25 protein-coding genes and 1 pseudogene are annotated in these 24,259 nt (G+C 57.8%); 13 read left to right on the forward strand and 13 right to left on the reverse strand.

Going from position 1 to position 24,259, the window contains the following annotated elements; genetic code table 11:
- Positions 1–29 precede the first annotated feature (29 nt).
- Positions 30–1,433: a sugar porter family MFS transporter gene (locus GM154_RS06315; RefSeq protein ID WP_219651407.1), complete on the reverse strand. Its 1,404-nt coding sequence runs from the start codon at positions 1,431–1,433 to the stop codon at positions 30–32.
- Positions 1,434–1,738: 305 nt separating this feature from the next.
- On the opposite strand from GM154_RS06315, the gene GM154_RS06320 reads away from it, so the two are divergent.
- From GM154_RS06320 to GM154_RS06335, 4 genes are all read left to right on the forward strand, one after another.
- A complete protein-coding gene (locus GM154_RS06320) occupies positions 1,739–2,341 on the forward strand; it encodes a nitroreductase family protein (RefSeq protein ID WP_219651409.1) in 603 nt (200 codons plus the stop codon).
- 214 nt (positions 2,342–2,555) lie between these two features.
- A complete protein-coding gene (locus GM154_RS06325; protein WP_010796474.1) occupies positions 2,556–2,747 on the forward strand; it encodes a hypothetical protein in 192 nt (63 codons plus the stop codon).
- 354 nt (positions 2,748–3,101) lie between these two features.
- A complete protein-coding gene (gene shiA / locus GM154_RS06330) occupies positions 3,102–4,406 on the forward strand; it encodes a shikimate transporter (RefSeq protein WP_258019733.1) in 1,305 nt (434 codons plus the stop codon).
- 64 nt (positions 4,407–4,470) lie between these two features.
- Positions 4,471–4,695: a hypothetical protein gene (locus tag GM154_RS06335; protein WP_074821206.1), complete on the forward strand. Its 225-nt coding sequence runs from the start codon at positions 4,471–4,473 to the stop codon at positions 4,693–4,695.
- A gap of 6 nt (positions 4,696–4,701) precedes the next feature.
- Here GM154_RS06335 and GM154_RS06340 read toward each other — a convergent pair whose 3' ends face one another.
- The 7 genes from GM154_RS06340 to GM154_RS06370 form a co-directional block, all read right to left on the reverse strand.
- Complete coding sequence (locus tag GM154_RS06340; protein WP_219651411.1) at positions 4,702–5,382, reverse strand: methyltransferase; 681 nt, start codon at positions 5,380–5,382, stop codon at positions 4,702–4,704.
- 173 nt (positions 5,383–5,555) lie between these two features.
- Positions 5,556–5,765, reverse strand: coding sequence for a cold-shock protein (locus tag GM154_RS06345; RefSeq protein ID WP_010796478.1), 210 nt, complete (start codon positions 5,763–5,765; stop codon positions 5,556–5,558).
- A gap of 284 nt (positions 5,766–6,049) precedes the next feature.
- Complete coding sequence (locus GM154_RS06350; RefSeq protein ID WP_219651413.1) at positions 6,050–6,601, reverse strand: sugar ABC transporter ATPase; 552 nt, start codon at positions 6,599–6,601, stop codon at positions 6,050–6,052.
- A 274-nt stretch (positions 6,602–6,875) separates the two neighbouring features.
- Positions 6,876–7,406 (reverse strand): Dps family protein, encoded by a 531-nt coding sequence (locus tag GM154_RS06355; RefSeq protein WP_074821215.1) that lies wholly within the window; start codon positions 7,404–7,406, stop codon positions 6,876–6,878.
- 317 nt (positions 7,407–7,723) lie between these two features.
- Entirely contained in the window at positions 7,724–9,733 is a 2,010-nt protein-coding gene (gene rep / locus GM154_RS06360; protein ID WP_219651415.1) for a DNA helicase Rep, read from the reverse strand.
- 231 nt (positions 9,734–9,964) lie between these two features.
- On the reverse strand, positions 9,965–10,294 hold the full coding sequence (locus GM154_RS06365) for a hypothetical protein (protein WP_219651417.1): 330 nt from the start codon (positions 10,292–10,294) through the stop codon (positions 9,965–9,967).
- A 295-nt stretch (positions 10,295–10,589) separates the two neighbouring features.
- Positions 10,590–11,300 (reverse strand): hypothetical protein, encoded by a 711-nt coding sequence (locus tag GM154_RS06370; protein ID WP_219651419.1) that lies wholly within the window; start codon positions 11,298–11,300, stop codon positions 10,590–10,592.
- Between the two features lie 198 nt (positions 11,301–11,498).
- On the opposite strand from GM154_RS06370, the gene GM154_RS06375 reads away from it, so the two are divergent.
- The 4 genes from GM154_RS06375 (at position 11,499) to GM154_RS06390 (ending at position 16,608) form a co-directional block, all read left to right on the forward strand.
- Positions 11,499–12,371, forward strand: coding sequence for an alpha/beta fold hydrolase (locus GM154_RS06375; protein WP_219651553.1), 873 nt, complete (start codon positions 11,499–11,501; stop codon positions 12,369–12,371).
- Positions 12,372–12,609: 238 nt separating this feature from the next.
- Positions 12,610–14,460 carry a sodium:proton antiporter gene (locus GM154_RS06380; protein ID WP_219651422.1) on the forward strand — a complete coding sequence of 617 codons (1,851 nt, stop codon included), beginning with the start codon at positions 12,610–12,612 and terminating at the stop codon, positions 14,458–14,460.
- Between the two features lie 85 nt (positions 14,461–14,545).
- Positions 14,546–15,151, forward strand: coding sequence for a flavin reductase family protein (locus tag GM154_RS06385; RefSeq protein WP_219651423.1), 606 nt, complete (start codon positions 14,546–14,548; stop codon positions 15,149–15,151).
- Positions 15,152–15,291: 140 nt separating this feature from the next.
- Complete coding sequence (locus GM154_RS06390) at positions 15,292–16,608, forward strand: Na+/H+ antiporter family protein (protein WP_074821229.1); 1,317 nt, start codon at positions 15,292–15,294, stop codon at positions 16,606–16,608.
- 126 nt (positions 16,609–16,734) lie between these two features.
- On the opposite strand, the gene GM154_RS06395 is transcribed toward GM154_RS06390, so the two are convergent.
- Together GM154_RS06395 and GM154_RS06400 are read right to left on the reverse strand one after the other, a co-directional pair.
- On the reverse strand, positions 16,735–17,610 hold the full coding sequence (locus tag GM154_RS06395; protein WP_258019734.1) for a CAP domain-containing protein: 876 nt from the start codon (positions 17,608–17,610) through the stop codon (positions 16,735–16,737).
- Positions 17,611–17,766: 156 nt separating this feature from the next.
- Positions 17,767–18,327, reverse strand: coding sequence for a histidine phosphatase family protein (locus tag GM154_RS06400; protein WP_010796498.1), 561 nt, complete (start codon positions 18,325–18,327; stop codon positions 17,767–17,769).
- 644 nt (positions 18,328–18,971) lie between these two features.
- On the opposite strand from GM154_RS06400, the gene GM154_RS06405 reads away from it, so the two are divergent.
- From GM154_RS06405 to GM154_RS06420, 4 genes and pseudogenes are all read left to right on the forward strand, one after another.
- Positions 18,972–19,139 carry a general stress protein gene (locus GM154_RS06405; protein ID WP_073450083.1) on the forward strand — a complete coding sequence of 56 codons (168 nt, stop codon included), beginning with the start codon at positions 18,972–18,974 and terminating at the stop codon, positions 19,137–19,139.
- Between the two features lie 61 nt (positions 19,140–19,200).
- On the forward strand, positions 19,201–19,371 hold the full coding sequence (locus GM154_RS06410; RefSeq protein WP_010796500.1) for a general stress protein: 171 nt from the start codon (positions 19,201–19,203) through the stop codon (positions 19,369–19,371).
- Between the two features lie 91 nt (positions 19,372–19,462).
- Positions 19,463–19,633: a general stress protein gene (locus GM154_RS06415; RefSeq protein WP_010796500.1), complete on the forward strand. Its 171-nt coding sequence runs from the start codon at positions 19,463–19,465 to the stop codon at positions 19,631–19,633.
- Between the two features lie 116 nt (positions 19,634–19,749).
- Positions 19,750–19,899, forward strand: a pseudogene (locus GM154_RS06420) (general stress protein); the annotation flags it as partial.
- A gap of 232 nt (positions 19,900–20,131) precedes the next feature.
- Here GM154_RS06420 and GM154_RS06425 read toward each other — a convergent pair.
- From GM154_RS06425 to GM154_RS06435, 3 genes are all read right to left on the reverse strand, one after another.
- Entirely contained in the window at positions 20,132–20,803 is a 672-nt protein-coding gene (locus GM154_RS06425; protein ID WP_219651425.1) for a cytochrome c, read from the reverse strand.
- Between the two features lie 3 nt (positions 20,804–20,806).
- Entirely contained in the window at positions 20,807–21,637 is an 831-nt protein-coding gene (locus GM154_RS06430; RefSeq protein WP_258019747.1) for a copper resistance protein B, read from the reverse strand.
- Positions 21,638–21,788: 151 nt separating this feature from the next.
- Positions 21,789–23,546, reverse strand: a complete 1,758-nt coding sequence (locus GM154_RS06435; RefSeq protein WP_219651429.1) for a copper resistance system multicopper oxidase — start codon at positions 23,544–23,546, stop codon at positions 21,789–21,791.
- 234 nt (positions 23,547–23,780) lie between these two features.
- Between GM154_RS06435 and GM154_RS06440 the strand changes: the two genes are divergently transcribed.
- Complete coding sequence (locus tag GM154_RS06440; protein WP_219651431.1) at positions 23,781–24,218, forward strand: YqaA family protein; 438 nt, start codon at positions 23,781–23,783, stop codon at positions 24,216–24,218.
- Positions 24,219–24,259 lie beyond the last annotated feature (41 nt).

Genomic DNA, 24,259 nt, shown 5'->3' on the forward strand with positions numbered 1-24,259 from the left:
CCTCATGCGGTTGGGCTATGCCATGCAGGTCAGCGGTCGTGGCGCTGCTGGTAAGGGTAGAAGCGGTGCTCGCGCAACTCGTGTTCGATCTTCTCCAGGCTCTTGCCACGGGTTTCAGGCACGAAGCGCCAGATGAAGACCAGAGCCAGCAACGAGATTCCGGCATAAACCCAGAACGTATGGGCAGCGCCCAGCCACGTTACTAGGCTCAGCGTAGTCAGCGTGACGACCAGATCGAAGAACCAGTGGCTGAAGGCCCCAACACTGGCGCCCTTGCCGCGCACGAACAGTGGGTAGACTTCCGAGTTGATCAGCCAGATGCACACACCGAAGCCGCCGCAGTTAAACATCAGGTAGGCCGCCAGACAACCCACGACCAGCCAGCGCTGCACGTCAGTGGTGGGGCCTGCACCCTGGAACAGGTAGCCCATGATGGCCAGCGCAATGATCGAGCCGGGGATCAGGATCAGCAGGTAGCGACGGCGGCCGATGCGGTCCACCAGGAGGCTGCCGATCACGGTCATGATCACCACCAGGATGGTGCTGCAGCCAGTGGCCAGAACCGCCGTCTTATCGGAAAAGCCTGCCTGGGTCAGAATGGTCGGTGCGTAGTAGACAAGTGCGTTATTGCCGGTGATCTGCGAAAACATGGAGATGCAGGCGCCCACGAGCAACGCAGGGCGAACCCAGGGCTGGAGCAGGTCCCGCCAGGTGCCTTCCGGTGCATCGCTCACGGTCTTGATTTCGGTCAGCTCCCGGCGGGCAGCCGCCTCATCACCACGGACGCGTTCCAGGACCGCCAGTGCGTTCTGCTCGCGTCCGCGGGACAGGAGCCAGCGTGGACTTTCAGGCAGTACCGACATACCGGCGAGCAGGATCACGGCCGGAACCACGCCCAGCGCAAACATCCAGCGCCAGTGCTCGTCCAGCGCAAAGCCGGTGAAATAGGCGACGGTAATGCCGCTGACCACCATGAACTGGAACAGTACCACCAGCTTTCCGCGATGTTGTGGCGGGGCCACTTCGGCAATGTAGACCGGAATGATCTGCGTCGAGCTGCCGGCACTCAGGCCAAGCAGAAAGCGCGACAGGATCAGCAGTGTCACGTTGGGCGAGACGGCCGATAGAATCGACCCGAGCGCAAATACTATGCCCACCAGAATGATGGTTCGGCGTCGGCCGAGTCGATCGGAGATCGGGCCGGTGCCCAGGCAGCCAAACAGCGCACCAAAGATGATGGCGCCCGTGACGAGCTGCTTGAGGGTGTCATTCAGCGCAAACTCACGGCCAAGGCCGAGCAGGGCGACGCCAATGATGCCAGTGTCGTAACCGAAGAGAAGGCCACCCAGGGCGGCGATGATTGCGATGAGAAGGACGAGGCCTTTACGCGCCGGAGCGGCAGGGGCCGAGAGGGTGAGCGTGGGAGATTCCATGTGATGCTGCCTGCTTTTATTGTATCCAGACGCGCCTGCCAGAGCAGGCGAACCGCTAAAAGACTGCTCTGACGCCACAGGGTTCAGAAACAAATTGTCATCAAACGGGATTCGATCACCTTTTTGCGCAATCGTTTCAGCAAAAGCAGCTAGCGAAGCGGTATTGGCGATATCGATGGAATGAATCAGTACGCTTGATTGGATAAATGCGCGGCTATCCTTTACGTTCTGCGCCACGATTTCCAAACGGCCGTTGCGGCTCCAAACGCTTGTGCTGGCCTGACTTTTATTTAAAGGAACGTAGTATGAATATCCTTGAAACCATCAATGCACGTCGCGCCATCCGTCATTACGATGCTTCTCACCGGATGACCGATGACGAGCAGCGCCAACTGCTGAGTCATGCCCTGCTGGCGCCGACGTCGTTCAACCTGCAGCATGTGCGTCTGGTGGCAGTGACAGATCCGGCGCTGCGTCAGCAGATTCGTGCGGTAGGTTGGGATCAGGCCCAGATTACCGATTCCTCGTTGCTCGTCATCGTGTGTGCCGATGTTGCCAGCTGGGAAAAGAATGCCGCCCGTATCTGGAGCGAAGCTCCCCAGGCCGTGCAGGATTTCATGGTGCCCGCCATCGACGCGTACTATCGTGACAAGCCACAGACCCAGCGTGACGAGGCCATGCGCAGCACCGGCCTGGTGGCCCAGACGCTGATGCTCGCTGCCAAGGGCATGGGCTACGACAGCTGCCCTATGGTCGGCTTTGATTTCGAGGCCGTTGGCCAGCTGATCAATCTGCCGGACGACCATGTTGTCAGCCTGATGATTTCCATCGGCAAGGCCGCCGAGCCGGCGCATGCGCGCACTGGCAAGCTGCCCTACGACGAAGTGGTCATTCGCGACCGCTTCTAAGCTGTCCGTTATCAGGTGCCTGGTCTTCGAGGTCAGGCGCCTGTGATGAGAGCCGCTGCGTTCAACCATCCTGTGTATGAAAGTCGGATAGCCATCCGCCTCTTCAGCAAGACATCCTTCGCCACACCAACCGATGATCGGTTGCAACCTCCCGCTGCGATTACCGGACTAAGCTAAAACAGCATTCATCGGTATTTCCTGGGAGGGACTCAAGATGATTACCGGTATTCCTGCACACACCTGCCGCCTGGCCAACTACAGCACCCTGCTTGCTGCCAATGAGCTCTGGTGCGCGGATCAGGCTCCTCTTAATGACCTGGACGAAGCCGATGGCGAGCTGGAGGATCTCGATCCCGAGACTCGCAGCCTGCCGGTAGAAGATCGCAAGAAGTTAATGGACGAATGATTTACCGCCCCTCTGGCGTCCTGCCACGGGCGTCAATCGACTAACGGTCACGTTCTTCATGAGCTGTACGTGACCCTACAGTTGACCTCATAACCCCTCGCAACACACTATCCCGTCCTCCGGTGCGAAGCCTTCTCTTCGTATAGCCCATTAAAACTATAAGGACGTCTCTATGTATCTCTCTGCGCCTTGCCTGTTTGCTCCGTCCTGTATGACGCACGAGTAACCCGCCACCCCTGCGCCTGTTTCACACCTTCCCGTCTGCTTTCCCTCCTACCTGCAGTATGAGCATGCCGACGGGCGGATTTTTGAGCCACTTCTGACGGCTCGCCTCCTGTTATCAGTACCCAAGCCATGACCGCAATGACCCATGCAACAGACGCATCGCCCCCGGGGCGCTCCGATTCACAGGCCCGCAAGGCCGCCCTTGGCAGTTTTGTGGGGGCGGTTGTGGACTGGTACGACTTTCTGCTCTACGGCATCGTGGCGGCGCTGATTTTCAACAAGGAATTCTTCCCCAACGTAAGCCCGGCCATGGGGACATTGGCTGCTTTTGCCACGTTTGGCGTGGGCTTTCTGTTCCGTCCCCTGGGTGGTTTTATATTCGGTCACTACGGCGACAAACTTGGCCGCAAACGCATGCTGGTGCTGACGGTCATGCTCATGGGCATTTCGACCGCCCTGATTGGCCTGTTACCGACTTATGCGAGCATTGGCTGGTGGGCACCTGTGCTGTTGGTTATTTTGCGTGCCATCCAGGGGTTTGCCGTAGGCGGCGAGTGGGGCGGCGCGGCCCTGATGGCCGTGGAGAGTGCACCGCCGCTCCGGCGTGCCTTCTACAGTAGCGGCGTGCAGGTAGGCTTTGGCGTAGGGTTGATCCTGGCCACGGGCAGCGTATCGCTACTTGATCGTTTTTTGAGCGACGAAGCCTTTCACAGCTGGGGCTGGCGCCTGCCATTTCTGTTTAGCATCGTGCTTGTGCTGATTGCCTTATGGGTGCGCTCCAGCATGGAAGAATCCCGCGAGTTCGTGCGTGAAGTCAGACAGGCTCACAAGGCCGTCAAGCTACCCATCGTGGAAGCGCTACGTCGCCATCCACGCGCGTTCCTCCTGATCATCGCGTTGCGTATGGCTGAATTGTTTACCATGTACATCGTGACGACCTTTGCGCTCAGTTATTCGACTGCCAACCTGGGCCTTTCCCGCGAGCTGTTCCTGAATATCTGCCTGCTGGTGGGTGCCATCAGCTGCGTAACCATTCCCTGCTTCGCCTGGCTGGCGGACCGCTATGGGTTACGCCGTATCTACCTGATCGGCGCCACGATTGGTGTGCTCTCGGCTGTGCCCTTCTTCCTGGCCCTGGAAGCGCGCTCGATTGGCTGGATCGTGTTCTTTGCCGTCATGCTTGCCAACATGGCCCATGACATGATCGTCAGCGTGCAACAGCCGCTGTTCACGGAAGCCTTTGGCACCAAGTATCGCTACAGCGGGGCCGGTGTCGGTTATCAGGTTGCCAGCGTGGTTGGCGGCGGCTTTACACCGTTCATTGCCGCCTCGCTGGTCAGTGTCAACAACGGGTCCTGGCATCTGGTCGCGGCGTATCTGGCCGGCGGCTGCCTCGTGTCCTTACTCGTAGCGGCACGGATGCGCCATCGGTAAGCGGTTGCAACCTATCCTAGGATGGCTGGACTAAACAAGAGAGTCCAGCCATGAGGATATTCCGATGCTGACGTACCCGAACCTTTCAGCGTTCGCGCCTTATCCGGCCGTTATAGGCCTCGTTTGTGCTGATCAGGCGCCTTTGAACGACCTCGACGAAGCCGATAGCGAGCTGGAAAGCGAACTCGATCCTGAGACCCGCCCGGAAGACCTGCCTGAAGAAGCGCGCGAAAACCTGGAAGAGCCAGCCAAGATTCCTGGCCCGATTCCGGACCCCGGCCCGCTGTAGAGAGACTTAACCGACGGCGAGGCCCAGTGTGGCCTCGTCCCGATGAAAATGCAGGAATGACCCTTTATAGGCTTCGCCGGTACTCAGTACACAGTCTGCTCGCGTACTCCGATACGAGTATTCCAGCTCCTCCATCTCACGACAGAAGCTGGAGCGCTGGCGGCGGTCTGGGTCGACAATGATGATGTCCACTTCATCCGCCGAATGTCGGTCAATGAAGTCGGCCAGGATGGCAGGCTGGTCGCGCTCGTAGATCAGGTCACTGCCGATGATGAGATCGAACTGGCCCAGGTCCAGGTCGGTTCTACCCCAATCTGCCGCCTGGTATTTGATCGGCCCCAGGTTGTTGAGCCGCAGATTCTCGTTCAGAAAAGTCGGGATTAATGGGTGGTAGTCACTCACCGTCATGTTGCCGCCTCGGCTATGCACCACAAGGCTGGCCAAGGCAAGACCTGCCCCCAACTCCAGGATACGTTTGCCCTTGAGATCAATGGTCTGCATGGCCGTAGCCAGTACATAGCTTGAAGGCCAGACCTGACCAAACAGCGGCCAGCTTTCGGGCGAGATGCCCAGCAGCTCCGCTTCACCATTGGGGTCATAGTATTGCTGATGGTCTTTCAGGGACTGGATGTGAAAATCTACATCACCAACGGTGACGGTTTGATATTTGATTCGATAACCGGACATGCTGATCCATTAGGTTGGATGATGTTGGCGTCAAGACAGGGCTTGATCGAACAGGCACCACTCTGAAAGAGCAGCAGTACAGGACGAAGGGCTTGCCATTGAGGCGATAGCGGCGTTAAAAAACGCAGGCAATAAAAAAGCCCCGCTAGGCGGGGCTTTTTGGATCAGGCGTCTTAGACGACTTGAACCTGATCAGCCTGCATGCCTTTCTGGCCCTTGACGGCCACGAAAGAAACGCGCTGACCTTCGCTCAGGCTCTTGAAGCCGGCGCTTTCGATCGAACGGTAATGAACGAACAGGTCAGGACCGCTCTCAGGCGTGATGAAGCCGAAACCTTTCTCATCGTTGAACCACTTGACGGTACCCGTTTGGCGAGTAGACATGATGTATCTCCAAGGTAAAAGTAAGACTGCGGCGCTGAACCGTTCAGGCCGAGACTGAGATGCGAAAGTAAAACGAGCCAAGGAGATGAAACGTGAAGCAGTACATCAAGCCAGGGTATCGAAGTGACAATTGCAGAGCAGTGACGTCACCATACGCGCTTTTGAGCCGTTGTATACCTTTATTTTCCGGCAAGCAGCGGCAGTAGGCACAATTCTCTTATTTATCAACGCTCTGCCTGTTTAATTATTTTTGCACTCCTCGCCTTCTGTTACCGGGCCCTCGTTCAGAGTTCAACCGTTACCTGTGTAATGCCATAGCCAAGCCGTTCGGCAAACTCTTCAAGAAAGGTGGACTGAAAGACGGCTTTTGCCCAGCCGTTGAAAATAAAGCCTAGATTGGAAAAGCCGCAGGGCTGCAGGAACAGGAACCCGTTGATGTCATCTTCGTGTCCACATTCGGGGCAGCGAAAATTATCGGTATGGCCGGGCATCCAGTCTTCCAGGCTGTCGAACAGCGCCTCACCGATCTCCTGGCGGCACTCCGGGCAGCCCGCCTCCTCCTTGAATCCCTTGTCCGGCGTAAAGATGCAGCGGCGAGTGATGATTTCCAGTCCGTTGACAGGATGACCGAACGGCAGACGTTCGGGGTATTTGACCACCCGTTCGGCACCTGGAGCAATGCCATAGGCCATGCCCCGCGAGCCGCGGCCGCAGGTCGTTACCTGTTCCTGCACGATGCCCCTGCGTATCAGCCAGCGCAGCGCGCTCAGTGCCTTGGCCTCATGGCCCGGTAAGGTGGAAATGGATGGAACAAGGATGAGCTGGTTATTGTACATACGTGCGGTCTGTGTAAGGGCTGGGAAGACGCAACCTGAACAGGGTTACATTCACGCTCGGGTCTTAAAACAACAAACCGTTATTTTCGCTCAGATCGACCCTTTATGCAGGAGATGTTGTGTAGACGCCAAGGCAGAAGGGGTTATGGCAACTGCAGAGCCAACATAAGCGACAGGCATAAAAAATCCGGAACCCCGCAGGATTCCGGATTGATCGAACCTGGCAGTTCTAGGGCATCTCTATAAAAGATAACCAGCACCTGCCAATCAATACTTACTTACCAACAGTCTTGCCCAGGAACCAGGCGCGCTCTTCGGCTTGGTCGATCCATTCTTCCAGCAGGCTGGTGGTCGCCACGTCGTTACCATCGCTAGTCAGGGTGTGGGTAGTGCGCATGAACGCAGCCAGCGCCTGGTTATCGGCATGCAGCTCTTCCAGCATCTGCTCAGCGGTCAGGTCTTCAGCTTCGCTGCTGGCCAGACGCTTTTGCTGCACCATCTGCTCCAGGGAGCGAATGGTGGGCTGACCGATCTTGCGTGCACGTTCGGCCATGGGGTCAGTCATGGCGAACAACTGGGTTGCCTGCTCTTCCAGCAACAGGTGATAGTCGCGGAAGTGTGTACCATGCATGTGCCAGTGGTAATTCTTGGTCTTGATGTACAGGGCGAAGACATCCGACAGTAGGACACTTAGCGCCTTACCAATTTCACCCTGTTGAGTCAGGGTAGCGTCCTGACCAGTGGACGCGCGGGCATTAATGCTTTCAACGGATTTCAGTTCTTGCTTGGCATTTGCAGTAGCCATATCTAGACCTCTCTGTTGAATATCGAAAAAGACCGTTAGGGATAAACGGTCATACAAAACCGATATTCAATTGACCCCAGAAACCCTCAATTTGCTCATGGCTTTTTTCCATCAGGCTGATTACCGGTCGTTTTGGCCTTGAAGTGTGAACAAAGCGGCAAGCCTGAAAATAGGGGTGAACGTTCCCTGCAAAGGGTAGGTCGAGGGGCGCGCTTTAGGTGTGTGAATCGATGGGAAAGGCCAAAGGCCAGGGCGCTTGCGTTGGCGCCTTATGGGTATCGCTTCGCTCAACCTTTCTCATCGTTCCACAAGCAAATCTACCGCTTGAGCATAGCCCGCATCGCGGCCAGCGCATCATTGCCCCGTGCCGTCTTGACCTCTACCGGCGCATCCTCCTGACCCTCCCACTCCAGATCCTCCGGTGGCAGCTCATCCAGGAAGCGACTTGGCGTGCAATCGATCACCTCGCCGTATTGCTTTCGCTTGGCGGCAAAGGTGAAGGCCAGCGTCTGGCGAGCGCGGGTAATGCCTACATAGGCCAGGCGGCGTTCTTCTTCCACGCTGTCCGTCTCGATGCTAGAGCGGTGAGGAAGAATTTCCTCCTCCATGCCCATGATGAACACGTAGGGAAACTCCAGACCCTTGGAGGCGTGCAGCGTCATCATCTGCACACCATCAGCGCCTTCCTCTTCCTCCTGCTGGCGTTCAAGCATGTCCCGCAGGACCAGCTTGGCAATGGCCTCTTCAATGGTCATGTCGCCGTCTTCGTCCTTTTCGAGCGTGTTCTTCAGCGCGTCGATCAGGAACCAGACGTTGCCCATGCGGAGTTCGGCCACCTTGTCGCTGGAGGCGTTCTGGCGAATCCAGTTCTCGTAGTCGATGTCCATGACCATGCTGCGCAACGCCATGATCGGATCGTTCTGAGCGCACTGCTGGCGCACGCTATCGATAAAGCGCTTGAAGCGGGCAAGGCGCTCGGTGTAGCGCGCATCTAGGTGCTCGGACAGACCTATCTCGTCGGCTGCGGCATACATGGAAATCTGCCGCTGCGTGGCGTAGTTGCCGAGCTTTTCAAGCGTTGTCGAGCCGATCTCGCGGCGCGGTACGTTGATCACGCGCAGAAAGGCGTTGTCATCGTCCGGGTTTACCAGCAGGCGGAAATAGGACATCAGGTCCTTTACCTCCTGACGGGAGAAGAAACTCGTGCCGCCTGACAGCCGATACGGAATCTGATGGTGCTGGAGCTTGAGTTCCATCAGCTTGGCCTGGTGGTTGCCCCGGTAAAGGATGGCAAAGTCCGAGTATGGCCGTTGCGTCTTCAGGTGCAGGGTAAGGATTTCCAACGCGATGCGCTCGGCCTCGGCATCCTCGTTGCGGCAGCGGATCACACGGATCGGATCGCCATGACCCATCTCGCTCCAAAGCTGCTTTTCAAACACGTGCGGGTTGTTGGCGATCAGGATATTTGCGCACTTGAGAATACGGCTGGTGGAGCGATAGTTCTGCTCCAGCATCACGACCTTGAGCGAAGGAAAGTCATCCTTGAGCTGCATGAGGTTTTCCGGCCGTGCCCCACGCCACGCATAAATGGACTGGTCATCGTCGCCCACCACGGTGAACTGCGCGCGATCCTGCACCAGAAGTTTGACCAGCAGGTACTGGCTCGCGTTGGTGTCCTGGTATTCATCCACCAGCATGTAACGGATGCGGTTGCGCCACTTTTCCAGCACGTCGGGGTTGTCCTGGAAGAGCTTGACCGGCAGCAGGATCAGGTCGTCAAAGTCTACAGCGTTATAGGCCTTGAGCGTGCGCTGATAATGCAGGTACACCACGGCGGCCGTCTGCTCCTTGGGCGTACGGGCCTTGGCCAGCGCTTCCTCAGGCAGCACGAGGTCATTCTTCCAGTTGCCGATGTAGTTCTTGATCTCATCGGCGCCGTCGTCTCCGGAATACTCCTTCTGCATGATGTCCGTGAGCAGCGCCTTGATGTCGCCCTCATCGAAGATGGAGAAGCCCGGCTTGTAACCCAGCTTGGCGTATTCCTTGCGGATAATGTTCAGGCCCAGGTTGTGGAAGGTCGACACGGTCAGACCCTTGCCTTCCCCGCCACGCAACAGGCTGCTGACCCGCTCCTTCATCTCCCGCGCGGCCTTGTTGGTAAAGGTCACGGCACAAATGTACTGGGCGCGGATACCGCACTGCTGGATCAGGTAGGCGATCTTGCGGGTGATCACGCTGGTCTTGCCGGAACCGGCACCGGCCAACACCAGGAGCGGCCCGCTGATGTAATTTACGGCTTCCTGTTGACGAGGATTCAATCGGGACATGGAGACATCGAGGGCTGGTGGAACAGGCGGCGCATTCTACCAGCGGTGATGGCACGATAGGGCACCGGTTGGCTGACGGTAATCATATAGCGCCGCAGCCTGGATCGAAGCACCTGACCCGTAGGCAAGGCGATACCATCAAGGGGAGAGGCGTCTGATATATCCAGGCAGCACCAAGACGTATCAGCCGTCGTTCCGTTTAAGCGCTACGGCACTCCTGGCACTTACAACTTAGCGTCCAATTGCCCGCAGGGCTCGTTCCTTAGAGATTGCCATCAGCGTAGGGGGCGAGTCTTGTATTTGAAGGTACAGGAAATATCGGCCTTGCTTGTCATACAGGATGCGATGGACCTCGAACGGTTTTTGATTAGGTCCAGTGCTGATGCCAGGGTAAAGCTTGTCTTGAAGAATTTCGAAGGTATGTACGTTATGTTGGCGCAGGGCGTTGAGAAATAACGGATTGATATCTTTCGCCAGCTGTTTCTTCTTTGACCTGTCGCCTTCGCGAATTAACAAGAAACAGAACAGTGCCACCACCGCGCAGACAAGCAAAATAGCCATTTAGGTGGGACATCCTTGCCAGCTAGGCTAATGAGTAAGCGTTAGAGCAGAGCTGCATCTATCGCGTATGTTCAGCATTCTTACCAAAGTTGCATATTGTATTGCTTCTATAAGCGTAACGGGCGCTAGCCAGCGATGGATATCGTTACACTCCATCCATCCATCCATCCATCCATCCATCCTACCGCGGCGCTGCCACCCTTATAGGATGGGTTAAGCGAAGCGATACCCATTAAGGAAAAGGCATCCGACATGGCTGTGCCAAGCGCCTCCTTCCAATCACGCCTGCACTTTATCAAGGTGCGGGTGCTATGAACCTCAGCCTTTTCGGATATCCCACCAAGTCTGGATTCAATACGGGACTGTCCAGAAACACCGCCATGCTTGTCCCTACTACCTGGGCGGATTTCACCAGCAGCTCCTGCCCATCCCCCAGGCGAACGATTGCGCCGGGCTTGAAGCCCTTGCGGTTCATGGTAGTAACGGGAATGGAAAAACCGGCTGCCTTTCGATACACGCCTTTGAGCCAGTCCTCGTTCGTAAGGTTATTGATACGCGTGCTGAACTCTTCCTGCGGCACGACCTTGGGCGGGACGGGATCGCCGCCATTGAGCCCAACCGTCAGCCGACGCGGATAACCTACAGCGCTGCCATCCAGCAGCGGACCCTCTACCCATACGGCCATGTTCTTGTCGCCGACCTGCACCTGCTTGACCGCCACAATCGCGCCCGTTGCCAAGAGCACCTTTGCTCCAGGCTTGAACGCATTCTGGTTAGTCTGCGTGGCCGGAATCGAAAAGCCTGCGGCCTTGCGATAGACCCCGTTCTGCCAGTCCTCATTGGTGAAGTCATTGATGGAGCTGGTAACAGAGGTATTTACCTGACTGACGGCTACCGGCGTAGCGGTAGACGGCTCGGCAGCCAGCGCCGCATGGCTCCCCAAGGCTAAGGTCGCGAAGGCCAGCGCGTTCAGTAAGGGGCGGGAAAGGAGAGTAGGTAGTCTCATATTGTTTTAGGGTGTGAGTGACGGAGCCCGTTTGAGTGCAAAAATGTGAAATAAATCGCTCTTGGCAAAAAAATAATGGCCGTTTGCCAACGATGGGTAACACGGGGTGTCGGCCGCTTGTTCTGAGGCCGACTCTTTTCAATGGGGCTGCGAACCTGTACACCGGATGAGCCCGACTTCAACCTGGAGCGTCCACCCATGTTCTCTGGTTTTCAAAAAGCGCAGTGCCATGTCAACGGTGTCGATATTGCCTACCGGATCGGAGGTAGTGGGCCTGGATTGCTCCTGCTGCACGGGCATCCGCAAACGCATATTATCTGGCGCAAGGTAGCGACTATGCTGGCTGAGCGATTCACCGTTGTGGCGGCGGACCTGCGTGGTTATGGCGATAGCGGCAAGCCGCCTGCTGACCCCCAGCACCTGACGTATGCCAAGCGCACCCTTGCGCAAGACAATATCGAGCTCATGCAAACGTTGGGCTTCGACACATTTGATCTGCTCGCCCATGACCGCGGCGCCCGAGTGGCCCACCGTCTGGCGATGGATCACCCCGCCGCGGTACGGCGAATGATCCTGCTCGACATCGCCCCTACGCTGGCTATGTACAACCAGACCGACGAAGCCTTTGCTCGCGCCTATTGGCACTGGTTTTTCCTGATCCGCCCGGCGCCGCTGCCAGAAACCCTTATCGACGCCGACCCGGATCTCTACCTGCGCAGCGTTATGGGCACTCGCAGCGCAGGCCTTGCGCCGTTCATGGATGGCGCGTTTGAAGAGTATCTGCGCTGTCTCAAATTGCCCGGCACGGCCAGAGGCATCTGCGAAGACTACCGGGCCAGCGCCACGATCGATCTTGAGCACGACCGCGCCGATCGCGCCGCCAATCGAATGCTGACCATGCCCACCCTTGCACTCTGGGGCGCTGACGGCATCGTAGGCAAATGCTTTGACCCGCTCGCAGAATGGAAAAAGGTAGCGACCGATGTGCAGGGCAAGGCGCTACCCGGTGGGCATTACTTGCCGGAAGAAGTGCCGGAAGCCTTATTGGATGAGGTAACGGCGTTTTTGTAGGCATGAATAAAAAGAAGGGTGTCGGCTCACTCGTCAGGCTGACTGTTTAAATGTGCATACCCGCAACGCCTCGAATAATTCGGGGCGTTGTCGTTTCCGGCCTTTATCTCGCAATTCGTGGCAGGCGGGATGCCGACGTAAGGTCAGGAATTGCCGCAAAGGCGCTACGGTCTAGTCATGACAGCTTTTTGCGCTGTCCCTCGCTTGATGTTTTCCCCCTCGTATTTCAAGGACCGTTATGCACGAACAGCAGCTCTTGTTCGCCTTTGCCGGTATCGGCGTGATTGCCCTGATGTGCCAGTGGCTGGCCTGGCGGCTGCGCTTGCCGGCGATTCTGTTTTTGCTGGTCTGCGGCATCCTGGCGGGTCCGGTCACGGGCTGGCTCGATCCGCAGGCGCTGCTGGGGCCACTCCTGTTTCCTGTCGTTTCGATGGCGGTGGCACTGATTCTGTTCGAAGGCAGCCTTACGCTGCATCTGTCCGAATGGCGGGAGATTGGCAGTGTGGTACACCGGCTGGTAACGGCCGGGGCGTTGGTGACGTGGGCCGTCATTACCATTGCCACCCACTATCTGCTCGACTTTCCTTGGGATCTGGCGCTGCTGTTTGGCAGCATGACGCTGGTAACCGGTCCGACGGTGATCGTGCCGATGCTGAGGGTGGTGCGCCCCCGGGCGTCGGTGGCCAATATCCTGCGTTGGGAAGGCATCGTCATCGACCCTATTGGCGCGCTGCTGGCGGTAGTGGTGTACAGCTTTGTGGTCGCCCATGATGCCGGTAGCGGGGTCAGCCAGAGCCTGACGACGTTTGCCGCGGTAATCGTGTGCGGCTGTGTGTTCGGCTTGGCCGGTGGCTGGCTGTTGGGGCAGGTACTGAGACGGCAGTGGTTGCCGGATTACCTGTACAACCTGGCGAGCCTAGCAGCAGTGTTGGGCGTCTTCATTGTGTCCAATCACTTTGTTCATGAGTCGGGCCTCCTGGCGGTCACGCTGATGGGCATGTGCCTGGCGAACATGAAGGATGTCGATGTACGGGAGATCCTGCATTTCAAGGAGAACCTGAGCGTCCTGCTCATTTCCGGGCTGTTCATTCTCCTGGCGGCGCGGCTGGACCTGAATGCCTTGCTGGCGCTAGGACCTGCGGTACTCGTCCTGCTGCTGGTAATCCTGTTCGTGGCGCGACCGCTGAACGTGCTGGTCTCGACCTGGGGGTCGACGCTGTCCTGGCGCGAGCGGGTGCTGCTGGGCTGGATTGCGCCGCGTGGCATCGTGGCGGCCGCCGTCTCGGCAATCTTTGCGATTCGCCTGACCAGCGAAGGGAATGATGATGCCGCCTTACTGGTGCCGCTCACCTTTGCAGTCATCATCGGCACGGTGGTGCTGCAAAGCGCAACGGCCCGTCCGCTTGCTCGTCTGCTCAAGGTGGCCGAACCCGCGCCGACCGGCTTTCTCATCATCGGTGCCAACCCAGTAGGTCGCGCCTTGGGCAAAGCCCTGCAACAGCTGGGCGTGCGCGTCATGTTGACCGATTCGAACTGGGACAACATCAGTAGCGCGCGCATGGATGAGCTGCCCACTTACTTTGGCAATCCGGCGTCTCAGCACGCCGAGGCGCACATGGATCTGGTAGGGATCGGCCGTCTGCTTGGCGTATCTCCCGCGGGCGAACTGAACACCCTCGCCAGCATGCGGTTTCGCCATGAGTTCGGTGCCAACGAGCTGTACACCGTGTACAGCGGCAAGGACAGCCAGCGGAGCGATAAGCACCGCGCGAGTGAAGAGCACCGTGGTCAGGCGCTTGGCAGTCCGGCCCTTACCTATCCACAGCTGGCCGGGCGACTGGCGCGAGGAGACGAGATCCGAACCACGCGGCTAACGGACGGTTTTGGCTGGGCTGACTATCAGGCGCTGCATGAAGGCAAGGCGCTGGTACTGTTCGCCCGCGACCCGCAGGACAAGATCCGTGTCGTCACACCGGACAGCAGCTGGCAGCCCCAGGCCGGCTGGACGGTGGTGGCGCTGATCGAACCAACGGAGGATGACGTCGCCCGTGAGCCGGCAGCCAACGTCGCGCCTACGCTGCCGGGCTGATCAAGCCCGGCGTACCCCTTATGATGGCATTCTTCTACGCCCGGCCGCTGAATAGGGCCGTGCCTCATCTTTCTGGAGTCCCTTCATGACCACAACCACCCGCCGCCCCGTTCCTCTTCCCAAGGCCTATCGGCTGCTTAACCATGGGCCGACGGTGCTGGTCAGTGCGGCACACGAAGGCAAGCGCAACATCATGGCGGCGGCCTGGGCGATGGCGATCGATTTCGAGCCGCCCAAGGTGGCGGTTGTCCTGGATAAGTCCACCTGGACGCGGGAGCTGCTGGAGCAGTCCGGCACCTTTGTGCTGAACGTGCCGGTGGTAACGCAGGCGGACATCGCCCAGACCGTGGGAACCACGTCGGGCCGCGAGCTGGATCGGGGTGGAAAGGACAAGTTTGCGCTGTATGAGCTGGGGACCTTCACCGGTGAGCAGGTCGAAGCACCGCTGCTGGAAGGCTGCGTGGCGTGGCTGGAGTGCCGCCTGCTGCCGGAGCCGGACAATGAACAACAGTATGATTTGTTCCTGGGTGAAGTGATTGCTGCACAGGCCGACGAGCGCGTCTTCAAGGAGGGGCACTGGTCATTCGAGGGGCACGATGAGCTGCGCACGCTGCACCATATTGCGGGCGGACACTTTCTGGTGATTGGCGATTCGGTGGTGGGAACGCCGCTGCCCCCTAAACAGGAATAGTCCCCCGCATTCACTGGCCCGACAGCCTGTCGGGTCAGCCTTGATGCCTGCACTTCGGCATCCGTTTTTGACTCCATCTACTGCATTACGGCAGAGTACGCGCCTTTTTGGGTAGGCTTGCACTCCGCTGGAGGATGGTAATGAATGCAGTAGTCGCGGCCGTAGGACTCATGTTGGTCCTCAGCCTGTGCCGCGTAAACGTGGTGATCGCCATGGTCGCCAGTGCGCTCGTCGGCGGGATGCTGGGCGGGTTGGGAATGGATGGCACGCTCAAGGCCTTCAATACGGGGCTGGGTTCAGGTGCCACCGTGGCGTTGTCCTACGCCATGCTGGGGGCCTTTGCGGTCGCCATCAGCAAATCCGGACTGGCGCATGCGCTGGCGAGCAAGGTGCTCGTCATGGTCGGTCGCAGCGAGAACAAGGGCGGCGGCATGGTGAAGTGGATTCTGATGGCCATGATCCTGGCGGTTTCCATCTCGTCGCAAAACATCCTGCCGATTCATATTGCGTTTATTCCGTTGCTGATTCCGCCGCTCCTGTATGTGCTGACGCGTCTGCAGATCGACCGTCGGCTGATTGCCTGCGTGATGACGTTTGGTCTGGTGACGCCCTACATGTTCCTGCCGGTGGGATTTGGCACCATCTTCCTGAACGATATCCTGCTGGCCAACGTGGCAAAGGCGGGCGTGGATATCAGTGGTATCAGCATCACGCACGCGATGGCCATTCCGGCGCTGGGGATGGTGTGCGGGCTGGCAATTGCCTCTTTCAGCTATCGCCGCAAGCGTGTCTATGATCTGGCGCGACTGGAGCAGGCCGAGCATGTCGAGGCGAGCTACAACCCCAAGAGTTTGCTGATGGCGGGTGTGGCGGTTGCGGTCGCCTTTAGCGTACAGCTGTGGCTGGACTCCATGATTATCGGCGCACTGGCTGGTTTTCTGGTGTTCTCGGCCTCCGGCGTTGTGCGGTGGAAGGAGTCGGATGACCTCTTTACCGAAGGCATGAAGATGATGGCGGCTATCGGCTTTATCATGATTACCGCCCAGGGCTTTGCCGAGGTAATGACCGCAACAGGACAGGTGAAGAGCCTGGTGGATGCGTCTGCGGACTGGATTGGCCATAGCAAGGCGGTAGGGGCATTTCTGATGCTGCTGGTAGGCCTTCTGGTCACCATGGGGATTGGTTCGTCATTCTCGACGGTCCCGATTATTGCCGCGATCTTTGTGCCGCTTAGCGTGCAGCTGGGCTTTAGCCCGCTGGCTATCGTGACCCTGATCGGAACCGCGGGCGCCTTGGGTGACGCGGGCTCGCCGGCGTCTGACTCCACCCTTGGCCCAACCGCCGGTCTCAACGTGGACGGTCAGCACAACCATATCTGGGATACCGTGGTGCCCACCTTCCTGCATTACAACCTGCCGCTGATGGTATTCGGCTGGGTTGCCGCGATGGTGTTGTAAGCCTCGCTGCATATAAAAAAGCCGCCCATTCGAGGCGGCTTTTTTGTGGGTTAAGAATGTAGGGCGTAGCGTTTGTTGATGGGTTGAACAACGCGATACCCATCATTCCCACATCCTGCCCCTTACTCAACGCGGTGTCCCAAACACCTGCGTCCAGTAGATGACCTCGCTGCTCTTGGGATTGACGGCATAAGCCGTACCCATCTGGGTGTAGTCCGGGTTCATGATGTTGCTGCAATGGCCGGGGCTGGCCAGCCAGCCGGAGACGACCTGCTTGGGTGAGCCGGGACCACCGGCAATGTTCTCGCCGATCCGTCGCCATTGATAACCCTGTTGCTGGGCGCGCTTGTCCACCTGACTGCCATCCTTGCCGGCATGGCTGAAGTAATCGAGCGAGGCCATCTCACGGCTGTGAGCGAGGGCGGCGTTGGCCAGCTTGTCGTCCCAGGTGAGCGGCTTGGCACTCTTGAAGGACTGACTCCCGCAGCGGCGCGGCTTGGCGCGCGCCTCGTTGACCAGCCTGAGGACTTCCTTACCGGCAGACTGCCAGTCGCCGATATTGCCCGACAACACCGGCTGGGCCAGGACGATTTGCCATCGATTACCCGAACGCGAGACGCCAACCTCGGCGTAATGTGAGTCCAAGAGCGCCTTGCAATAACTCTGGGTCAACACCTGCATGGCAGCTTCCGCCCCGGCCGGTGCCGAAATAGCCATGGCTTGCACCTGGGCTGCCTGATAACCCGCCCCGCGCAAGACCTCACGCAGCTGCATGCCCTGTGAAAGACGCACCTGGGCCAGTTTTTCGTTGGCGGCCAGTGGGCCAGCAGGAGCCGTACGCTGCCCGTTACAGCGTTGTGGCGCAGCACGGTACTGGTTGATCAGGCTGATGAGCTGACTGCTGTCGCTGGCCTGCGCAAAAGGCATCATGGACAGGTTTGCCAGCAGCGCGGCCCCCATCACGGTGGATAAACGAAGCGTGGAGCAGGACGAAGTAGGCATGATAGTCATTGGCAGAACGGCAACCGATAGAAACAGTGGCTGCTCCAGGCTGGAACAGTCATCACCGCGCAGGCATGACGATACGTCAATTTGCCTGTATGGCATCTGAAAAAAGCGATTTTCGTTTAGCCAATCACTGGAGTGTCATGGATTGACTCATGCCTTCCTGTAAACGGTAGGGTGCCAGAAGTCCTTCAGGATCAAGTGAAGCGGTCCGGCCCAGCCCTGTTTACGCAGGTGGTGAGCGATCAGCACGTTCATGATCCCATGGCCCATCAACAGAACCGAGCCATGTTCCTGGGCGAGGGCGATCAGCTTGTCGGCGGCCTGCTTGGCCCGTCGGTTGGACGCAAAGATGGACTCAGTGTGAGTGGATAAGCCCAGAAACCAGGCTGACCGCAGCATCAAGCGCCACATTTTTACGGGGAGTTTGGGCCAGGGGAGATCGAACCCAGGCAGGTGTGCCTCAGCAAAGGTTTTGTCGCACGTATAAGGACGTTCACCGGCCAGATGATTGAGCGATTGCATGCAGCGTGACAAGGAGCTGCAGACCAGCACACCGGCACTGCTCGCCAGCTCGACGAGATCAGCTGGAAGCTTACGGCAGAGTACATCGGCCTTCTGGTAGCCCTCGACCCACTCCATCATCTCTCGGGGTGACAGCCATTTCGTGCCGGAGTGATCGGGTTTGCCATGGCGTACAAGGGTGATTTGCATGAAGTCTCCGCTCCCGCGGGTGAGTCCGTTCAAAGGCAGGCGATACCTGTGAAGCGATATGACGGCTGCGCTCGCGTTTTATTCCGTAGGGGATAAAAAATAGCTGCCCTGAGTGTCGTCGAGTCATGAAATTGAGCATCAGCACCGGAATGCTCAAAAGTTTTCTGACCGGTCAGAGTGGATTGCGTTTGAGTATGTCTTGGGTTACGCATTCGAACTTATTTCGCTCCTGAATGGACATGCAAGTTCGATCGATTCCAGGAAAGTTTTTGAAATATTCCGCTGCTTCAAACGAGTCCGGTCTAACGCTTAACTACATATTTATTTGCATGTAAAAGTACATGTTAATGAGCATAAAAACGAAACGGTTACCGCTCCGCTATAAAGCAGAATAGATGCCGCCTTGATAAGTATTGCCTCATTTTGGTGCCAGTCACCTAAAACCTAAAAACACTTATAAATCAGCCGCTTCGCTTGTTCTGAGTGGTAGCTGAACAGCTCCTGTACCGCTCGTCTGCACCTGATCGAGACGGTTAAAAAGCAGGAACTCCCTTCAATAACAACCCTCAGAAATTACGAACGCTGACGGAAAACGGTTAGCGAAAACACAAGGCATGACGTCCCAATCCATTAGGAGAAAGACAATGGCAAACAGTAACTCAGGCAACTTTGCAAACGATCGTGAAAAAGCATCTGAAGCTGGAAAGAAAGGTGGTCAGAACAGCGGCGGCAACTTCGCCAATGACCGCGAAAAAGCTTCCGAAGCGGGTCGCAAAGGTGGTCAGAACAGCCACGGCGGTGGTCGTAGCTAATTCCTGAGCCGAACAGGTTTTTACAGTCCGTCCCAATCCGAAAGAAAAGAGGAGCAAGACCATGACTCAGAATTCTAATCCGGGCAACTTTGCCAACGATCGCGAAAAAGCGTCTGAAGCCGGTAAAAAAGGCGGCCAAAACAGTGGCGGTAATTTTGCCAATGATCGTGAAAAGGCTTCCGAAGCAGGCAAGAAAGGTGGTCAGAACAGCCATGGCGGTGGCCGTAGCTGATTGATCACTAAGAGGATGGAGCATGTGACTCCATCCACTCTGAACTGAGATGTTTATCAGTCCAGTCCCAATCCGAAAGAGGAGCAAGACCATGACTCAGAATAGCAATCCAGGCAACTTTGCAAACGATCGTGAAAAAGCGTCCGAAGCCGGCAAGAAAGGCGGACAGAACAGCGGCGGTAACTTCGCCAATGATCGCGAAAAAGCATCCGAAGCAGGTAAGAAAGGCGGTCAGAATAGCCACGGCGGCGGCCGTAGCTAAGTGACCCCAGACAGGCGAAGTCTTGTGCTTCGTTCACCTAGCTGAACTGACACGTTGTATTTCAGTCCAGTCCCAATCCGTATATGAGGAGAAAGACAATGGCAAATAACAACCCAGGCAATTTCGCAAACGATCGTGAGAAAGCATCTGAAGCGGGTCGTAAAGGCGGTCACAACAGTGGCGGTAACTTCGCCAATGACCGTGAAAAGGCTTCCGAAGCTGGCCGCAAAGGCGGCCAGAATAGCCACGGCGGTGGCCGTAGCTAAGCAGTGTCAGGGGCAGTGGCGTCAAGCCATTGCCCCATTTCTTCATCCGTCCTGTTCTTGGCCGGATTCAGTTTCTACTTTATACAGCCAGTCATGAGCATCCGTATGGCAGCTCTGTATGGCATACCGTCTGCCTCCTGATTTCGTACACACCACTCTGTTTTCAAGGCGCTGTTACCAAGCGGCTTTAAACAGAATTTAAGCCGTTTCGAGTTATCCACATGCCTTTTATTTAATGCACATGGTCTTCGCCATCAGCGTGCTTGTGTATAACGCGGGGTTGGTGAGTGGATGGAGCAATCTTTTCCACAGGCTGATTTTCCTGGGCTTCACGCCCACCTTGTGGATAGCTCAGCGTTCCGTGTGCATGATGGTCTAGTTGTCCACCTCCGTGAGAATGCCCTTCGCTGGAAGCTACTAATACATGGTACTGCTGGGCATCCAAGGTTGGCAGTTTTTGCAGGAATGCGACAAGTCCCCAGATATAGTCGTCGCTCATGCTTTTGCCCCAAGCCGGCATACCGGTGGCCTTGACGCCATGCTTGATAATCCAGAACGCCTCTGCCGGATCGGTGATTCCCTGCTGGCTGAGGTTGGGAGGAGGCGGATAAAGGCCTTTGCTCAGCTCCGTCTCATTGATTCCGGGTGCAAGATGGCAGGCGGCACACATCGCATCGTAATTACCCGCGCCGCTGCGAATCAGTGCCTTGCTTTCCAGGTTGGGGACCGTAATCCGTTCGGATCGCACTTCAATGGAGCGATCACGCAACATGACGATCAAGCGGTGTACCGGCTCTACGTGAGGCGTATCCGCTCCTATGTTGATCACACCTGAATAGACTGCCACTGCAATGAGCGCCAGAACGGCAAGCGTCAGCAGCAGGGCAGCCTTCAGGAAGGTCATGGGTTAGAACCACATACGAACACCGGCTACCAGCCGGGCATCGTGAGTGTCTTCGCCTTCTTCTCGGGCATAGGATGCCGTCTGACCATGGGTGTTGTTCCATGACACGCCAACATAGGGCGCAAACTGCGGGGTGATTTCGTAGCGCAAGCGCAGACCGAACTCGGTTTCGGAAATACCGGACCCCGTGCCACGGGCCTCATCGTTCTTGCCGTAGAAGTTGAGCTCGGTATGCGGCTGCAAGATGAGATTGTTGGTCAGCATCATGTCGTACTCGGCCTCTATGCGCAGACCGGTCTGGCTGCCTTCGCCAAGGAAGGCCGTTATTTCCAGATCCAGATCCTTGATGGCTTCGCCCTGGATACCAAACGCTGCCCATGTTTGAGGCGAACCGGGTTTGAAATCCTGCCGGACACCGGCCACCGTTTCCCACCAGGGCGTGATGGCATGTCCCCAGAGTGCCTGAATTTCGGCTTCTTCGGTATGACCGTTGGTACGCTGGCCTTCGGAGCGGAAGTTAAATCGGTTTACATCGCCACCAATCCAACCTTCGGCCTGCCAGTTAAGCGTGCTGCCCTCCTTGGCGTCCTGCCACTCCAATTGGTCGAAGAGCAGGTAGCTGTGGATGGCGCTGTCATGCACGGCATGGCCGGCGAGAGGAGGAAAGGCTGCCTCGCGCATGGCCGCGGTGACAGGCGGGATGGGTGTACGGCTCTGGGATGTGGCCGTGCTGTCTGGAGTAGGGCTGCCGTGCGCCATGCCGTCATGATTCATCGAATGGGAGTCCATGGAGCCGTGCGACATCCGGCTATGGTCCATCTGCCCATGATACATGCCACCATGCGCGTGTTGCGCCTGGGTGGGATTTCCCGTGGCGCCAGCCTGAGAAGCCGGATCTGCCGCATGGGCTACAGAGATGCTGCCCAATACCAGCGCAAACGTACAGGCCGGCAGGCGGGTCGATAATGTGCTCACAGGCCTCTCCTTAAACATCGACAATAACTTCGCGGAACATGCCGGTTTCCATGTGGAAGAGCATGTGGCAATGATAGGCCCAGCGGCCAAGCGCATCGGCGGTCACACGGTAGCTGCGCTTCGAGCCGGGCGGCATGTCGATGGTGTGTTTGCGGACCATGAAGCGGCCGTGTTCGTCTTCCAGGTCACTCCACATGCCGTGCAGGTGGATGGGGTGCATCATCATGGTGTCGTTGACCAGCACGATACGAACCCGCTCGCCGTAAGTAAGCCTGATGGGCTCGGCATCCGAGAATTTCATCCCGTCGAATGACCAGGCAAAGCGCTCCATATGCCCCGTCAGGTGCAGCTCCAGGGTGCGGGTTGGCTCACGGCCATCCGGGTCGGGAAAGGTACTTTTGAGATCGGCATAGGTGAGGACACGGCGGCCGTTGTCCCGCAGGCCCATTCCGGGGTCGTCCAGTTTGGGGGCAGGCATCATGGTCTGCATGTCCACCAACGGATTGCCGTCTTCGCTGGCCGGGTGCGTCTGCATGGCTCCGGTGTCATGTCCGCCGTGTGGTGTGCCATGGTTCATGGCGCTGTGATCCATGCCGTGACTGCCGTGATCCATCCCTGCGTGGCCCTTAGACGACGGTGCGCTGTGGTCGCCGTGCCCCATGTCCGCCATGCTTACCAGCGGGCGGGGATCCATGTCTGGTACCGGTGCGTTAAGGCCTTCGCGAAGGGCCAGCGTGCCGCGGGCATAACCGGTGCGGTCCAGGGACTGGGCGAAAATCGTGTAGGCCTGCTGGTCGGACGGCTCGACGATGACGTCATAGGTCTCCGCCACCGCGATCCGGAATTCGTCTACGCTGACGGGCTCGATGGGTTGGCCATCTGCCGCCACGACTGTCATCTTCAGACCGGGAATGCGCACATCGAAATAGGACATGGCCGACCCATTGATGAAGCGCAGCCGAATCTTTTCCCCAGGCTTGAAAAGGCCGGTCCAGTTGCCGTCAGGCGCTGCCCCGTTCATGAGATAGGTGTAGGTAGCGCCTGTCACATCAGCCAGATCGGTAGGCGTCATCCGCATCTCGGCCCACATTGCGCGGTCCTTTACCGTGGCGGACCAGCCTTTCTCGCTCACATCGTTGACGAAGTCGACCACGGTGCGCTGGTTGTTGTTGTAGTAATCGGCCTGCTTCTTGAGCGTCGAGAGGATGTGCTCGGGCTTCTCATCGCTCCAGTCCGTTAGCATCACTACATAATCACGGTCATAGGCAAAGGCCTCCGGTTCACGCGGCTCGATGATCAGCGGGCCATAGACCCCCCGCTGCTCCTGAAAGCCCGAGTGGCTGTGATACCAGTACGTGCCGTGCTGCTGGACCTTGAAGCGGTACTCGTACAGACCGTCAGGTGCGATGCCGCTAAAGCTCAGCCCGGGTACGCCATCCATCGTGGCCGGCAGGATGATGCCGTGCCAGTGGATCGAGGTGGCCTCATCGAGTTGGTTGCGAACGCGCAGCGTAACGGTATCCCCTTCGCGCCAGCGCAGAAGCGGGCCGGGCAGGCTGCCGTTGATGGTCAGGGCGGTGCGCTTGGCGCCGGTGATGGTGACGGGCGTTTCGCCAATGACCAGATCGAATTCGGTGCCGGACAGTACGGTGGGTTGTCCGGGGCTGGTCAATGCCCAGACGGGGGTTCGCCAGAGGCCTAGGCCGCTCAGCAAACTGCCTGCTGCCAAGCCTTTTACGAACGTACGCCTCGATGTAGTGGGTGCCATGCAGTTGTTATCCCGTCGGTGGGCCGTGAGGGCCTTGTTCTTTTCACATAATCCGTTTCGGCTGAGGCGTATAAACCGCTTCGGCGCTACCTATGGACGTTGCATAGACTGCCGATACGGCTGAGCGCTCCGTAACATCCGGAAATATTTAGCCGCCCTCTGGCCGATGCCGTATCGATAGCCTGAGGGGATGACAGTAGCGGAGCCAGGAGATGGTGGAAACAGGCAGAGCGCATGGCTGAGCTGACGGTATATGTCGGGTTGTTTCTGGTTGCCCTAGCCGCTGCTACCTTGTTGCCAGCCCAGTCTGAGGCAGCGCTGGCCGCGTTGTTATTACAGGGCAGTTATTCCGTGCCCTTGTTACTCTTGGCGGCGATTCTTGGTAATACGCTGGGCTCGGTGGTGAACTGGTTTCTAGGGCGCTCAATCGAGCACTTTCGGGACCGCCGCTGGTTCCCTGTTTCGCTCCGTCAACTCGAGCGCGCGCAACGGGGGTATCGCCGTTATGGACGCTGGTCGCTGCTACTGAGCTGGGTACCGGTCATTGGCGATCCGCTGACTCTAGTAGCAGGCGTTATGCGCGAACCGCTGCCCGTCTTTATCCTGCTCGTCGGCTTCGCCAAGACGGTGCGTTATCTGGCCGTCTCGGCCCTAGTCCTTGGCTGGTACTGAGCGGACCGCGTGTCACCGCGGCTGCCATGACTGGCAATCCT

The organism is Pseudomonas sp. MAG002Y (assembly GCF_019400845.1).
GTDB classification, from domain to species: Bacteria; Pseudomonadota; Gammaproteobacteria; order Pseudomonadales; family Pseudomonadaceae; genus Chryseomonas; species Chryseomonas luteola.

Coding starts and splice junctions, on each gene's coding strand:
- GM154_RS06375 (WP_219651553.1), top strand. CDS start 11,499: ATGTTCTCTGGTTTTCAAAAAGCGCAGTGCCATGTCAACGGTGTCGAT.
- GM154_RS06355 (WP_074821215.1), bottom strand. CDS start 7,406: ATGGCTACTGCAAATGCCAAGCAAGAACTGAAATCCGTTGAAAGCATT.
- GM154_RS06370 (WP_219651419.1), bottom strand. CDS start 11,300: ATGAGACTACCTACTCTCCTTTCCCGCCCCTTACTGAACGCGCTGGCC.
- GM154_RS06345 (WP_010796478.1), bottom strand. CDS start 5,765: ATGTCTACTCGCCAAACGGGTACCGTCAAGTGGTTCAACGATGAGAAA.
- GM154_RS06430 (WP_258019747.1), bottom strand. CDS start 21,637: ATGTATCATGGGCAGATGGACCATAGCCGGATGTCGCACGGCTCCATG.
- GM154_RS06440 (WP_219651431.1), top strand. CDS start 23,781: ATGGCTGAGCTGACGGTATATGTCGGGTTGTTTCTGGTTGCCCTAGCC.
- rep (WP_219651415.1), bottom strand. CDS start 9,733: ATGTCCCGATTGAATCCTCGTCAACAGGAAGCCGTAAATTACATCAGC.
- GM154_RS06320 (WP_219651409.1), top strand. CDS start 1,739: ATGAATATCCTTGAAACCATCAATGCACGTCGCGCCATCCGTCATTAC.
- GM154_RS06385 (WP_219651423.1), top strand. CDS start 14,546: ATGACCACAACCACCCGCCGCCCCGTTCCTCTTCCCAAGGCCTATCGG.
- shiA (WP_258019733.1), top strand. CDS start 3,102: ATGACCGCAATGACCCATGCAACAGACGCATCGCCCCCGGGGCGCTCC.
- GM154_RS06435 (WP_219651429.1), bottom strand. CDS start 23,546: ATGGCACCCACTACATCGAGGCGTACGTTCGTAAAAGGCTTGGCAGCA.
- GM154_RS06405 (WP_073450083.1), top strand. CDS start 18,972: ATGGCAAACAGTAACTCAGGCAACTTTGCAAACGATCGTGAAAAAGCA.
- GM154_RS06340 (WP_219651411.1), bottom strand. CDS start 5,382: ATGTCCGGTTATCGAATCAAATATCAAACCGTCACCGTTGGTGATGTA.
- GM154_RS06315 (WP_219651407.1), bottom strand. CDS start 1,433: ATGGAATCTCCCACGCTCACCCTCTCGGCCCCTGCCGCTCCGGCGCGT.
- GM154_RS06410 (WP_010796500.1), top strand. CDS start 19,201: ATGACTCAGAATTCTAATCCGGGCAACTTTGCCAACGATCGCGAAAAA.
- GM154_RS06425 (WP_219651425.1), bottom strand. CDS start 20,803: ATGACCTTCCTGAAGGCTGCCCTGCTGCTGACGCTTGCCGTTCTGGCG.
- GM154_RS06390 (WP_074821229.1), top strand. CDS start 15,292: ATGAATGCAGTAGTCGCGGCCGTAGGACTCATGTTGGTCCTCAGCCTG.
- GM154_RS06325 (WP_010796474.1), top strand. CDS start 2,556: ATGATTACCGGTATTCCTGCACACACCTGCCGCCTGGCCAACTACAGC.
- GM154_RS06350 (WP_219651413.1), bottom strand. CDS start 6,601: ATGTACAATAACCAGCTCATCCTTGTTCCATCCATTTCCACCTTACCG.
- GM154_RS06365 (WP_219651417.1), bottom strand. CDS start 10,294: ATGGCTATTTTGCTTGTCTGCGCGGTGGTGGCACTGTTCTGTTTCTTG.
- GM154_RS06335 (WP_074821206.1), top strand. CDS start 4,471: ATGCTGACGTACCCGAACCTTTCAGCGTTCGCGCCTTATCCGGCCGTT.
- GM154_RS06380 (WP_219651422.1), top strand. CDS start 12,610: ATGCACGAACAGCAGCTCTTGTTCGCCTTTGCCGGTATCGGCGTGATT.
- GM154_RS06400 (WP_010796498.1), bottom strand. CDS start 18,327: ATGCAAATCACCCTTGTACGCCATGGCAAACCCGATCACTCCGGCACG.
- GM154_RS06415 (WP_010796500.1), top strand. CDS start 19,463: ATGACTCAGAATAGCAATCCAGGCAACTTTGCAAACGATCGTGAAAAA.
- GM154_RS06395 (WP_258019734.1), bottom strand. CDS start 17,610: ATGCCTACTTCGTCCTGCTCCACGCTTCGTTTATCCACCGTGATGGGG.